Raw genomic sequence first — 12,655 nt, 5'->3', positions numbered from 1 at the left:
TCCCTCCCATATTCAGGAAGCATGTGCTTCCCAAATAGAATCTGCCCGTATACTCGGCGCCATGTCAAGGCCCTATCGAGGTCGCCCGTCGCATGAGCGTTCCGCGGAACGCCGTGAGCGCCTGGTGGACGCCGGCGTCGAGCTCGTCGGTACCGGTGGTGTGAACGCGATGACCATGCGCGCGGTGTGCCGGGTGGCCGGGTTGAGTCAGAAGTTCTTCTACGAGAGCTTCGCCGACACCGACGCCCTGCTCCACGAGGTGTATCGAACGACGTTGCGGCGTGCCGGCGGAATCATCGACGAGGCCGCCACCGACTCAACCGACGCCGATTCCCGGCGGCGGGTCGGTGTCGACACCGCCGCCCGATTGGTGGCAGAGGATCCGCGGGTCTGTCGAATCCTGTTCGTCGAACCGATCGCGGATCAGCGGCTGCGCGCGTACGTGCGTGAATCGATCGTGGAGCTCATCTCACCCGAGCTCAGCCCGTCCGCGCGTCGCAAGCGCGTGTCCGTCCAGGCGAAGATGCAGTACGCGACCCTTTTCGGGTCCATCATCTCGCTGTTCATCGAATGGTCGGAAGGCAATCTCGGCGACGATCGCGAGGTGTTCGTCGACCACGTGACGGATGTGCTGGAAGCGTCCCCCACCTGACCAGCACGTTCCCGACCACCTCGAACGGCCGGCACGCCACCGATGATTGATTCAACATGCATCTGGGTATCCCTGCTCGACCATCATCGACCGAGGAGAGAACCGTGGATACCGCAATCTGGGTCATCATCGCCATCGTGGTCGTGGCTGTCCTGCTCGTTTTGCTCGTTCTGATCATGCGTCAGCGCCAGCAACACCGCCGTGCCAAGGCCCAGGACATCCGCCAGAACGCTACCCAGCACGTGCCGGAAGCGCGGGAACGGGAAGCAATCGCCGAGGAGTCCGAAGCGCGGGCCCGCCAGGCGAAGGCCGAAGCGGACGCGAAAGCCGCCGAAGCCAAGCGTCTCGGCGAGCACGCCCGCACCCATCAGGAGCACGCCGCCGAATCACGGCACAAGGTCGACAGCGAACTGGCCCGCGCCGACGAGGTGGACCCCGACGTGGGTCGCGACGGGACTCGTCGCCGGACGGTGGATGACCCGACAGGCGACCAGCCGCCGCGTCACGGCCACGGCACCGACCAGGGATACGATCCGCGCCAGACACAGAACGACCGACCGGGCCAGGATCCCGGAGGCGTGTCGGATTCTCCCCGTGACCGGATTCCGCCCGAGGGCCGCTGAACCGGAGCGAGCGGGCCGAACTCGAGTTTCATGCAGTCCTGCTTGCCTTTACGGCGCGGTGCCGTCTCGCTGTGAACACCGCCGTGCGCTGGCACTCCAAGCATGCGAGTGCTAGCGCACGGCGGTCGGCGGTGCTATTTTTGTGGTTGTACAGCGTGAGCTGCTCGTCAACGGGTGGCGGGCAGCCTGATGTTCAGGAGGTGAGTAGCTGTGCTTCGTTTTGATCCGTTCAGCGATGTTGATGCGCTTGCTCGTGGATTGATGACCGGCTCGCCGGCCGGTACCGCGCGGACCCCGCGGTTCATGCCGCTGGATCTGTACAAGGTCGACGACCATTACATGCTGGTGGCCGATCTTCCCGGGGCGGACCCGGGTTCGATCGACGTCGCCGTCGACAACGGGGTGCTGACGTTGTCGGCACAGCGGAGTGTCCCATCCGATGAGGGTGTCCAGTGGCTGACCAGCGAGAGGTTCTCCGGCACATATCGACGGCAGTTGTCACTGGGCGAGGGAATCGACGCGTCCGCGATCACGGCCAATTACGACAACGGCGTTCTGGCCGTGACGATCCCGTTGGCCGAGAGAGCGAAGCCCCGCAAGATCGCGGTCGAGGCCACCGGTCGACCGCAGGCCATCACCACCGGTTCCGACTGACCTCAATTGATCACCGGGCGCTGACGGGCGCGAGCAGATCGCGCCCGTCGGCGCCCTTCGTCAATAGCGAACCGGCACCTCGGTCACGGCCAGGTGCGGACTGGAATACCCACTGCGGACACGGTCGGGCAGTTCGATGTCCGGTGCCGCGAGTGGCGTGTAGGGCACCTGATCGAGCAGGTGCGTGATGATGTTGAGCCGACCGCGCTTCTTGTCGTCGGTGTTGGCGACGTACCACGGCGCCCAACCGGTGTCGCTGTAGCGGAACATGTCGTCACGCGCACGGGAATAGTCGTCCCAGTGGGTGTAGGACTTCACGTCCATCGGGGACAGTTTCCAATACTTGCGAGGGTCGTCGATGCGGCTCTGCAGACGCAGTGTCTGTTGTTCTTCGCTCACTTCGAGCCAGTACTTGATCAACAGCGTGCCGGACCGGACCACCGCTCGCTCGAACTCGGGGACGTCCGCGAGGAACTGCATGGACTGCTCCTCAGTGCAGAAACCCATCACACGCTCCACGCCCGCGCGGTTGTACCAACTGCGGTCGAAGATCACGACCTCTCCCGCGGCCGGCAGATGTGGCACGTACCGCTGCAAGAACATCTGCGACTTCTCCCGCTCGGTGGGAGTGGGCAGCGCCACCACGCGGAACACCCGCGGACTGACCCGCTCGGTGATCGCCTTGATGACGCCACCCTTGCCCGCGGTATCACGACCCTCGAAGACCACGCAGACCTTGGCACCGGTGGACCGCACCCACTCCTGCATCGCCACGAGTTCGCCGTGCAGCGGTTTCACCAGTTTCCGGAACTCTTTGTTCGTCATCGGAGATGTTGGCGCCGAATCTGTTCCACTCACCTCGGGGTACGGCCGCGCCGGTTTCGGGTCGTCGATCGCATGCTTGTTCTTCGCGTGTGACTTCTTGCTCTTCTTGCCCACGAGCGGCGCCTCCTCGATGACGAATACCCCGGTCGACCACTCCGGCAAAGGTTCCGCAGAATTCTACGCCGAGGCGCCCTCGGAGCCCGGTCGATCGCGCGTACTGTCAGCCTGTGGCGACGGTCGACGAAACCAGGCGCCGGCGTCGATTACGCGCCTGGCTCTACGAGAACGGCCTCCTGCTCACCTGCCTTGCACTGTTCCTGATCTTCTTCATCGGGATGATCATGTCCGGGGTCCGTCAGTACAACTCCGAACAGATGGAACACGGCGCCACCGAGGCGATCAGCGTATGGGCATACCTGCGGACGGGAGACTTCGTCGAGGCCGTCTTCGAGAACTGGGAATCCGAGTTCCTCCAGATGGCGATGTACGTCGTGCTGACGGTCTTCCTGTTCCAGAAGGGTTCGTCGGAGTCCAAACCTCCCCATGAAACCTCTCCGCAGGACCAGGATCCGCGATCGGTGCACGCCGACCCGCGCTCCCCCTGGCCGGTTCGCCGCGGCGGGATCTGGCTGACGATCTATCAGAACTCACTCGCCGGCGCCTTCTTCGTACTCTTCTTCGCCTCCCTCGCACTGCATGCGGTGGGTGGCGCCGCCGCCTACAACAGCGATCAACTCGACCACGGCCGGCCGACGGTTTCGGTGTGGGACTACCTGGGCACCTCCCAGTTCTGGTTCGAGTCGATGCAGAACTGGCAGAGCGAGTTCATCGCCGTCGCCGCGATCATCGGCGGCTCGATCTACCTACGCCAGAAGGGCTCACCGGAGTCCAAACCAGTCGCGGAGAGTTCACGGGAGACCGGCGCCTGACGCAGCCGGATCTGCGTGTTTTACGATCCTCCGGTGACCGTTGGTGCAGAGGATCCGTCTCACGCCCAGGCCCGGTCCTTGATCGCCGATCTCGAACGAGTGACCGACAGGATCGTCGCCGAGCTCGAATCGACGTCGATGCATCCGTCGAGTGCGAACCGTCGGCGCAGCGAACTCTATGAGGCACGTGCCCTCATCCGGCTCCTGCAGACGCAGTACGGACTGACCGCGACTACTGCTCACCGAGATGCGGCGGAGCCTTTGCGGGATCTGCCATGACCGACGACCCGCCCAGTTCCTGATTGGCCCGTCGTTCGACCAGCAGCGGCACGAAATCACGGACGCGAATCCCGTCGAAGTGACGGTAGGCCGCCTCGACAACGCCTGCCACGTCGTCTGAGGAACGGCCGGTATGGACTTCGGTCAAGCGAGCCCGGACCTCGTCGATCTGTCTACGTTCGTCGTTGTCCCCGGCCATGACCTCACGCTACGACGCGATCCGGACGCCCGCAGCGCGGCGGCGGCGATCGTCACCCACTGTTCACGTCACCTCGCTCCGCCGACTGGTGGTCCCATTACTAGAAAAATGTCCGAATTGCGCTGATTTGCCGTCCTTTTCGGCCAGATGTAGCCCAACTCACACCGTCTCGATGCGTCCCCGAGCGTCGAACTACTTTAGGCTGGCTAAGTAATTTTCATTTAGCTTTACGAAGCAAGTTGTCCACGGAGGGAAGTCTGTCTATGGGCGAGGGTGCAGCAGTGGGCCTGTCGTCCACCGCAACCCTGAGCGACGCCGCCACCATCCACCGCGATCTCATCCGGATCGGACGTGCGATCCGCGCCCGGTCGGGTGGCGGAACACTTTCCGCAGGTCAGATGTCCGCGCTCTGGACCATCGCCCAGAACGCGCCGATCCGGGCCACCGAAGTGGCCGAACGGGAGGGTGTCGCCGCACCGACGATGTCCCGGGTGGTCGCCTCGCTCGAGCGGCACGGCATGGTCATGCGCACCACCGATCCGCGCGACGGACGGGTCAGCCTGCTCACCCCGACCGCAGACGGGGTGGATCACATCCGGGGGGCGTCGTCGCGCAACTCCGAGTTGTTCGAGATGGCGCTCGATCAGCTCGCCGACGATGAGCGGATGGCCGTCGAACGATCGATGCGCCTTCTCGCCGACACGATGTGCGGTCTGACCGCACCCACCACAGACAGTCCAGATACCGCGGACAGCGCAACAGTAGGAGGGGGATCCTGATGCAGCCCAACGTCAATGGCCACCGGGATGAGGACGGGATCACACCGTCGCACACCATTGCCGGCGGAACGATCCGTGGCGAGATCCGCCGCAACGACGGCGCCACCGTCGCCGACGCGACGATCACCGTGATCGACCCGAACGGGCGCCAGGCGGCCCGCACGGCCGGAGAGTCCGACGGCACCTTCGGGATTGCCGTCCCGGGCGGCGGCCACTATGTTCTCGTCGTCTCGGCGGCGGGGCACGAACCGTCCGCGGTGACCGTGACGGTCGGTTCCACCCCGATCGATGTCGAGGTGGTGCTCACCTCGATGGCGGCACTCACCGGGAGCGTCACCACCTCGGCGACCGGCGAGGCGGTCGCGCAGGCGACGGTCGCCGTCGCCGATCACGCCGGCCACGTCACCGCCACAGCGGTCACCGGCGTGGACGGACGGTGGAGCGTGTCGGGTCTCGCGAACGGGACCTACACGGTGATCGTCACAGCCGCCGGCTGCGATCCGGTTGCCGAAACCGTGGTGGTCAGCGGAACAGCCTCTCCCTCTGTCGATGTGGTGCTGCGGACCGCGGCAGAGCTCGGCGGGACCATCACCGACGGCACCGGGCCCGACGGCGCACCGGTGGCGCACAGCCAGGTGGCCCTGCTCAACGACTCCGGTGAGATGGCGGCGAGCGCACTCACCGACGACGACGGCCGGTACCTGTTCGCGAACCTCACACCCGGCGACTACACGGTGATCGCCAACGGTTACTCCCCGGTGGCGGCCACCATAAGCATCGAGGCCGGACGATTCGTCACGCACGAATTCGTCCTCGGCGCAAGGGGGCAAGCATGAGTGCAACCATCACGGCACGAGTCGCGACCTCGAGCGGTCGTCCGTTGGACGGCGCGGTCATGACGGTCATGTCGCAGGCAGGCGAGCAGCAGGCGATCGCACGCGCGGATGCCGACGGCGCGGTGAGAGCGGCCGACCTCGACACCGGCACCTACACGGTGGTGATCACGGCCGAGGGCTACCAGCCGACGGCCCGCGTCGCGGTGGTGACCGGATCGAGCCCGGTCAGCCTCGGCGAGATCGCGGCCGCACGCGCCGGCGGCGCACCGGTCCCGGCACCCGGCCGATGGGACATCGACCCGGGCCATTCGGCGATCGAGATCAGCGTTCGCCACTTCGGTATCGCCAGCATCAAGGGCCGTTTCACCGATTTCACCGGGCAGATCGAGGTGGCCGACGACATCGAGAAGTCGTCGGTGGTCGCCGAGATCAAGACATCGAGCATCGACACCGACAACAAGACTCGTGACGACCACCTGCGGTCGGATGCGTTCTTCGACACCGAGCAGCATCCGGTCGCAGAGTTCCGGGCCGCTCAGGTACGCCCGTCCTCCGACGAGACGTGGTCGCTGTCGGGCACCCTGACGTTGCGCGGCACCGCTGTTCCGGTGACGCTCGAGCTGTCGTATCTCGGCGAGGTCGAGGACCCGTGGGGCGGACACCGCGCCGGATTCCGCGCGGAGGGGACGCTGCAGCGCAACGACTTCGGCATCAGCTTCGACGACAAGCTGATCAGCGGCGTCGCGCAGATCGGCAGCACGGCGAAGGTGATCCTCGACATCCAGGCCGTCCGTTCCGCCACCTGACCCGCGGGCGCAAAGACCCGCGACACACACGCATTTCTCTTATTGATCCGAAAGGCACACATGTCGAATCACGCAGTGGCCGAGGCAGGCGGGTCCGCACCAGCGGAACCCCGCCGGTCGCGCCAGCGATCTCTCGACGAGCTCGGTCCGAACTACAAATGGATCGCGCTCTCCAACACCACGCTGGGCATGCTGATCGCGACGATCAACAGCTCGATCGTCCTGATCGCACTGCCCGACATCTTCAAGGGCATCCATCTCAATCCCCTCGAACCCCAGAACACCAGCTATCTGCTCTGGATGATGATGGGCTTCCTCGTGGTCACCGCCGTGCTGGTGGTGAGCTTCGGACGCCTCGGCGACATGTTCGGTCGCGCCCGGATGTACAACATGGGTTTCGCGATCTTCACGATCTCCTCCATCTTCCTGGCCATCACCTGGTTCGACGGGAGTGAGGCGGCCATCTGGCTGATCTTCTGGCGCATCATCCAGGGCGTCGGCGGTGCGTTCCTGATGGCGAACTCGTCGGCGATCTTGACCGATGCGTTCCCGGCCAACCAGCGTGGCCTCGCCATGGGCATCAACGGTGTCGCGGCGATCGCCGGTTCGTTCCTCGGCCTGCTGATCGGCGGCGTGCTCGCACCGATCCAGTGGCACTACATCTTCCTGGTCTCGGTGCCGTTCGGTGTGATCGGGACGATCTGGGCGTATCTGAAGCTGCACGACACCGGCGAACGCCGCAAGGCGAAGATGGACTGGTGGGGCAACATCACCTTCGCCGTCGGCCTCATCGCGATCCTCATCGCCATCACCTACGGCATCCAGCCCTACGGCGGGTCCAACATGGGTTGGGGCAACCCGTGGGTCCTCACCGGACTCATCGGCGGTGTGATCGTGCTGGCCGCCTTCGTGTTCATCGAGACCAAGGTCGACAGCCCGCTCTTCGAACTCTCGCTGTTCAAGAATCGTTCGTTCGCCTTCGGCAACGTCGCCAACCTGATGGCTTCGATCGGCCGTGGTGGTCTGCAGTTCATCCTGATCATCTGGCTGCAGGGCATCTGGCTCCCGCAGCACGGCTTCGACTACTCACGCACACCGCTGTGGGCCGGCATCTACATGGTGCCGATGACCATCGGCTTCCTGCTCAGTGCGCCCGTCTCCGGGTTCCTCTCCGACCGGGTGGGCACCAAGTGGTTCACCAGCATCGGCATGCTGATCACCGCGGGTACCTTCGCAGCCCTGATCGCGATCCCGGTCGACTTCACCTACTGGGTGTTCGCCGTGATCATGTTGATCAACGGCATCGGTATGGGCCTGTTCGCCTCGCCCAACCGCGCCGAGGTGATGAACAGCCTCCCGATCACGTCGCGTGGTTCCGGCGCAGGCATGATGACCACGTTCCAGAACGCCGCGATGGTGCTCTCGATCGGCCTGTTCTTCTCGCTGATGATCGCCGGCCTCAGCGCTCATCTGCCGGACGCGATGTTCAGCGGTCTGACGACCAACGGGATGCCGGAGGCGCCGGCGAACGGCATCGCACATCTGCCGACGGTCGGCATCCTGTTCGCGGCCTTCCTCGGGTACAACCCGATCCGGGAGATCGGCGGCCAGGCGCTGCAGGGCCTGCCGCAGTCGAGCGTCGACCACCTGACCGGCCTGGACTTCTTCCCGCATCTGATCAGCGATCCGTTCTCCGACGGACTGACCGCGGCGTTCACCTTCGCGCTCATCTGCTGCGTGCTGGGTGCGATCGCGTCGCTGTTCACCGGCGGCTCGAAGTCACCGGTCGAGTCGCCGGAGACCGTGGGCGCCGAGCTGGCGGCTGTCGCCGCCGACGCGTCGGTCGCCGCTCCGTCGGAACTCATCGACGAGCCGCGCGGTACCGGGCCACGGCATCTGTTGCCTTCGGCGGCAAGCGCGCAGTCCGAGGTCGAACGACCGCGGATCGCCGGCCGGATCACCGGTTCCGACGGGGCACCGCTGACACACGCCGCAGTGACCGTCACCGATATCCGCGGCCACCAGGCCGGCGCAACCGCGGTGCACCAGGACGGGTCGTACGCGGTCCGCGATCTGGCGGACGGCACGTACACCGTCATCGCAACCGCCCCGGGACGCTCGCCCAAGGCGCTCACGGTTTCCGTGGTCGGCGACCTGGTCTTCCGACGGGACTTCGCCCTGACCGGCGGGTCGGTACTGCAGGGTTCGGTGCGTGACGAGCAGCGTCCGCTGCCGGCCAACCTGATCGTCACCGACCAGTCGGGCGCGGTGGTCACCCAGGCGCACGCCGATTCCGACGGACGCTTTGCCATCCACGGACTGTCGGAGGGCGACACCGTCGCGGTGACCGCATCGGTGCCCGGCTACCAGCCGACCAGCCAGCTGGTCACCGTCGATGCGACGTCACGTGCCGAGATCGAGATCGTCCTGGTCGCGACCGGCGGTGTGCAGGGCTCCGTCCGCGCGATGGACGGGTCGCCGTTGGCGGGGGCCACCGTATCGGCGATCGGCCCCGAGCAGACCATCGTCGCCTCGGTGATCACCGACGCCGACGGACGGTATCGGATCGAAGGCCTGACCGACGCCCAGTTCACCATCGTGGCCAACATGTACGAGCCGGCCGCCGTGCAGGTGAATGTGGCAGCCGGTCAACGCAATACGGCCGACATCGGACTGGGTTCGGGCAACGAGTCCCCCGTGTCGTAGGTCCCGCTGGTAGCACAGACTGCGTGACAACGCGTTCGGCCCGTGTGAATCCCTCCGAGGGTTCACACGGGCCGTTTCGCGTCCCCCGACAACGGGTATCCCACATATCGCCACCAGACGATGTGTGGGGAGTAGAACGGAGATAGCCGCCAGTCTCGACGAGGAGGAACCGTGAAGGCGATCCAGATGGTCAAGCCGGGCGAAGAGCCCGAACTGCGTGAGATCGACAAGCCCTCGCCAGGGCCCGGCGAGGTACTGCTGAAGGTGAGCGCCGCCGGCGCTTGCCACTCCGATGATTTCGTCCTGAACATGCCGGCCGAGAGCTTCCCGTATCCGCTCCCGATGACACTGGGTCACGAAGGTGTCGGTGTGGTGGCCGAACTCGGCTCCGGCGTGACAACTCTGACCGAGGGGACCGCGGTGGCGGTCTACGGTCCGTGGGGCTGCGGAGTCTGCCATTTCTGTTCCCGGGGCCTGGAGAACTACTGCAGCAATGCCGCCGAGCAGCAGATCGTCCCCCCGGGACTCGGTGCGCCGGGCGCGATGGCCGAGTACATGATCGTCGACGATCCGCGTCACCTGATCCCCATCGGCGATCTGGACCCTGCCACCACCGTCCCTCTCACCGACGCGGGACTCACCCCTTATCACGCCATCAAGCCGTCGCTGGGCAAGTTGGTCGGCGGCTCCACTGCCGTCGTCATCGGGTCCGGTGGGCTCGGCCACGTCGCGATACAACTGCTCCGGCATCTCACCCCAGCTCGCGTGATCGCGCTGGACGTGACCCAGGAAAAGTTGGATTTCGCCAAGGAGGTCGGCGCTCACGAGGCGGTGCTCAGCGACGCCGACGCTGTCGAGAATGTTCGTAAGATCACCGGAAAAGACGGTGCCACAGCAGTTTTCGACTTCGTGGGTTATCAACCGACCATCAACACGGCGATGGGTGTGGTCGGAACGATGGGTGACGTCGCGATCGTCGGTCTCGGCGACGGCCAAGCCGCGGCCAAGGTCGGCATCTGGGCGCAGCCCTATGAGGTGTCGGTCCGGGCCCCCTACTGGGGCTCGCGAAGCGAACTGATCGAGGTGTTCGACCTGGCGCGCGACGGCGCATTGGAGGTCGCCGTGCAGACCTTCGACCTCGATCACGGCATCGACGCATATCGCAAGCTCGCGGCCAACGACCTCCGCGGACGGGCCGTCGTCGTACCGTGATCCGTGTTGCCAGTGTTGTCGCGTTGGTGGCCGTCGCCCTCGCGACCATCGTCCTTGCGTCACTGGGCCCATGGGGTTGGTGGATTCCGGCGGCGCTGCTGACGGTGCTCGCGGGCGTCGGGGTTTATGACCTCATCCAGCGACGCCATTCCGTGCTACGGAACTACCCCGTGCTCGGCCACATGCGGTTCCTCCTGGAGGCGTTGCGGCCGGAGCTACAGCAGTACTTCATCGAGCGCAATTTCGACGGCCGACCGTTCGACCGTGACATCCGGTCACTGATTTACGAGCGGGCCAAGGGCACCGCGGCGGAATTGTCGTACGGGACCGAGCGCGACATCGATGCCGACGGCTACGAGTATCTGGTCCACTCGGTCGCACCGATCGAGCGGCCACCGAAACCATTTCGTGTGCGGGTCGGTGGCCCCGACTGTCGCCGGCCTTACGAGATGTCGCTGCTCAACGTGTCGTCCATGAGCTTCGGCGCACTCTCGGGAAACGCGCTGCGCGCGTTGAACAACGGTGCCCGCAAAGGCGGATTCGCGCACGACACCGGCGAGGGCGGTCTCACCCCGTATCACCTCGGCGGGGCCGACGTGATCTGGGAGATCGGCTCGGGCTATTTCGGAACACGGACCACGAGCGGACATTTCGATCCCGATCAGTTCGCGGAGAAGGCCGCCGACGACCGCGTCAAAGCCATCTCGCTCAAGCTCAGCCAGGGCGCCAAACCCGGTGTCGGAGGGGTACTACCCGCGGCCAAGGTCAGTGCGGAGATCGCGCGCTATCGCGGGGTGCCCGCCGGCGAGAAGTGCGTGAGCCCGGCGGGCCACTCCGAATTCGCCACGCCCCGTGAGCTCATCATCTTTCTCGCCCGCCTTCGCGAACTCTGTGACGGCAAACCGGTCGGGTTCAAGCTCTGCGTCGGATCGAGGGTGGATGTGCTCGCGATCTGCAAGGCGATGCTCGCCGAACGGATCACCCCGGACTTCATCGTGGTCGACGGCGCAGAAGGCGGAACCGCCGCGGCACCACTCGAGTACGAGGATCACGTCGGCCTCCCGCTGACCGACGGATTGATGACCGTGCACAACGCGCTCGTGGGCACCGGGCTGCGGGACCAGATCCGCATCGGCGCCAGCGGAAAGGTCGCGTCCGGGAACGACATCGTCAAACGATTGATCCAGGGCGCCGACTACACCAACGCCGCACGAGCGATGATGATGTCGGTCGGATGCATCCAGTCTCAGCGCTGTCACACGAATCATTGCCCGGTGGGCGTGGCCACCCAGGATCCACGTCGAGCGCGCGCCCTGGACGTGGAGGACAAGAGCGAGCGCGCGTTCCGATATCACCAGGCCACCGTCGACGAGGCGATGCGGATCATGGCGTCCATGGGTATCTCGGAACCGTCCCAGCTGTCGCCGCACCTACTGCGTAAACGAGTGTCGGCGACCAGCCAACGCTCCTACGCGGAGATCTACGAATGGCTACGACCCGGACAACTCGTCGACGGCCCCCCGCAGACCTGGGCCGACGACTGGGAGCGGGCCGACCCGGACTCGTTCGCGCCCGACGGGACGCGGGCGCGGGTCTGACCGTCGGATCAGTGTCACCGCGTTGGCTTCATGTCACCGAGGTATCCCGTTCGCCAGACGACGCGGTTCTGCACTTGGGTGAGACGCCATCCGTCCGACAGTCGGGACAGCGCGGCGGTCACCACGCCACCTGCGCTGAAGGACCTCTCGTTCAGCTCGGCGTCCGCGGGCCGGTCCTTCCAAAGATGGATCGCGACGAGATTGAATCTCAGTTCGGCACTGTCGCCGGCGACGTGGACATCGTGACCGGTCACCAGGTGCTGACTGCTCTCGAATCGCGCGAAATTCCGCGCGTGGCTGGCCGCGATGTCGTGCGGACCGACCGTCTCCGAACCGTCCGGGCGAATGATCCTGGCATCGTGGTGAAAGATCGCACAGAAGCGGCTCTCGTCGAAATCCTGCTCGTCGAGGAGACGGAAGTATGTGTTCACCAGCCCGGTGATCTGATGGGAATCGAGCAGGTGATCGAGGTCGGAGGGTTGCACATCACCATTGTGCGCCGATCCCTCCGCTTGTCGACCGGGTTCACGGGTCCTCGTGGGTGACGGCTCGGTATC

Annotated in this window: 13 protein-coding genes; 10 read left to right on the top strand and 3 right to left on the bottom strand. The window is 65.4% G+C overall.

The features are described from left to right. Positions 1 to 61: 61 nt before the first annotated feature. From GTV32_RS18495 to GTV32_RS18485, 3 genes are all read left to right on the top strand, one after another. A complete protein-coding gene (locus GTV32_RS18495) occupies positions 62 to 652 on the top strand; it encodes a TetR/AcrR family transcriptional regulator (RefSeq protein ID WP_161061553.1) in 591 nt (196 codons plus the stop codon). A gap of 104 nt (positions 653 to 756) precedes the next feature. Next, the gene (locus tag GTV32_RS18490) at positions 757 to 1,275 is read left to right on the top strand and encodes a hypothetical protein (RefSeq protein ID WP_161061552.1); all 519 of its coding nucleotides are present in this window, start codon (positions 757 to 759) and stop codon (positions 1,273 to 1,275) included. A 210-nt stretch (positions 1,276 to 1,485) separates the two neighbouring features. Next, positions 1,486 to 1,929: an Hsp20/alpha crystallin family protein gene (locus GTV32_RS18485; RefSeq protein WP_161061551.1), complete on the top strand. Its 444-nt coding sequence runs from the start codon at positions 1,486 to 1,488 to the stop codon at positions 1,927 to 1,929. A 60-nt stretch (positions 1,930 to 1,989) separates the two neighbouring features. Here the strand turns inward: GTV32_RS18485 and ppk2 are convergent, their stop codons facing one another. Next, a complete protein-coding gene (ppk2, locus tag GTV32_RS18480) occupies positions 1,990 to 2,787 on the bottom strand; it encodes a polyphosphate kinase 2 (RefSeq protein WP_343287456.1) in 798 nt (265 codons plus the stop codon). A gap of 194 nt (positions 2,788 to 2,981) precedes the next feature. Here ppk2 and GTV32_RS18475 point away from each other — a divergent pair, with 194 nt between their 5' ends. Beyond that, positions 2,982 to 3,683, top strand: coding sequence for a DUF6766 family protein (locus GTV32_RS18475; RefSeq protein ID WP_161061550.1), 702 nt, complete (start codon positions 2,982 to 2,984; stop codon positions 3,681 to 3,683). A gap of 232 nt (positions 3,684 to 3,915) precedes the next feature. Here GTV32_RS18475 and GTV32_RS18470 read toward each other — a convergent pair whose 3' ends face one another. After that, positions 3,916 to 4,161 carry a hypothetical protein gene (locus tag GTV32_RS18470; protein WP_161061549.1) on the bottom strand — a complete coding sequence of 82 codons (246 nt, stop codon included), beginning with the start codon at positions 4,159 to 4,161 and terminating at the stop codon, positions 3,916 to 3,918. A gap of 263 nt (positions 4,162 to 4,424) precedes the next feature. Between GTV32_RS18470 and GTV32_RS18465 the strand changes: the two genes are divergently transcribed. From GTV32_RS18465 to GTV32_RS18440, 6 genes are all read left to right on the top strand, one after another. Next, positions 4,425 to 4,940, top strand: a complete 516-nt coding sequence (locus tag GTV32_RS18465) for a MarR family transcriptional regulator (protein ID WP_161061548.1) — start codon at positions 4,425 to 4,427, stop codon at positions 4,938 to 4,940. Continuing rightward, complete coding sequence (locus GTV32_RS18460) at positions 4,940 to 5,776, top strand: carboxypeptidase-like regulatory domain-containing protein (protein WP_161061547.1); 837 nt, start codon at positions 4,940 to 4,942, stop codon at positions 5,774 to 5,776. Before GTV32_RS18465 ends, GTV32_RS18460 begins: the two co-directional genes overlap by 1 nt. Next, positions 5,773 to 6,582 carry a YceI family protein gene (locus GTV32_RS18455; protein ID WP_161061546.1) on the top strand — a complete coding sequence of 270 codons (810 nt, stop codon included), beginning with the start codon at positions 5,773 to 5,775 and terminating at the stop codon, positions 6,580 to 6,582. Before GTV32_RS18460 ends, GTV32_RS18455 begins: the two co-directional genes overlap by 4 nt. A 60-nt stretch (positions 6,583 to 6,642) precedes the next feature. Continuing rightward, entirely contained in the window at positions 6,643 to 9,288 is a 2,646-nt protein-coding gene (locus GTV32_RS18450) for an MFS transporter (protein WP_161061545.1), read from the top strand. 171 nt (positions 9,289 to 9,459) lie between these two features. Beyond that, positions 9,460 to 10,500 carry an NAD(P)-dependent alcohol dehydrogenase gene (locus GTV32_RS18445; protein WP_161061544.1) on the top strand — a complete coding sequence of 347 codons (1,041 nt, stop codon included), beginning with the start codon at positions 9,460 to 9,462 and terminating at the stop codon, positions 10,498 to 10,500. Further along, complete coding sequence (locus tag GTV32_RS18440; protein WP_161061543.1) at positions 10,497 to 12,098, top strand: FMN-binding glutamate synthase family protein; 1,602 nt, start codon at positions 10,497 to 10,499, stop codon at positions 12,096 to 12,098. The genes GTV32_RS18445 and GTV32_RS18440 overlap by 4 nt, the downstream gene beginning before the upstream one ends. A gap of 14 nt (positions 12,099 to 12,112) precedes the next feature. On the opposite strand, the gene GTV32_RS18435 is transcribed toward GTV32_RS18440, so the two are convergent. Beyond that, positions 12,113 to 12,583 (bottom strand): nuclear transport factor 2 family protein, encoded by a 471-nt coding sequence (locus GTV32_RS18435; protein WP_161061542.1) that lies wholly within the window; start codon positions 12,581 to 12,583, stop codon positions 12,113 to 12,115. Positions 12,584 to 12,655 lie beyond the last annotated feature (72 nt).

Origin of the sequence: Gordonia sp. SID5947, from assembly GCF_009862785.1 — a bacterium.
Taxonomy (GTDB): Bacteria; Actinomycetota; Actinomycetes; order Mycobacteriales; family Mycobacteriaceae; genus Gordonia.
The sequence above is the reverse complement of the archived record's forward strand: the minus strand, read 5'-3'. Positions and strand labels throughout refer to the sequence as shown.

Coding starts and splice junctions, on each gene's coding strand:
- GTV32_RS18495 (WP_161061553.1), top strand. CDS start 62: ATGTCAAGGCCCTATCGAGGTCGCCCGTCGCATGAGCGTTCCGCGGAA.
- GTV32_RS18470 (WP_161061549.1), bottom strand. CDS start 4,161: ATGGCCGGGGACAACGACGAACGTAGACAGATCGACGAGGTCCGGGCT.
- GTV32_RS18465 (WP_161061548.1), top strand. CDS start 4,425: ATGGGCGAGGGTGCAGCAGTGGGCCTGTCGTCCACCGCAACCCTGAGC.
- GTV32_RS18460 (WP_161061547.1), top strand. CDS start 4,940: ATGCAGCCCAACGTCAATGGCCACCGGGATGAGGACGGGATCACACCG.
- GTV32_RS18455 (WP_161061546.1), top strand. CDS start 5,773: ATGAGTGCAACCATCACGGCACGAGTCGCGACCTCGAGCGGTCGTCCG.
- GTV32_RS18450 (WP_161061545.1), top strand. CDS start 6,643: ATGTCGAATCACGCAGTGGCCGAGGCAGGCGGGTCCGCACCAGCGGAA.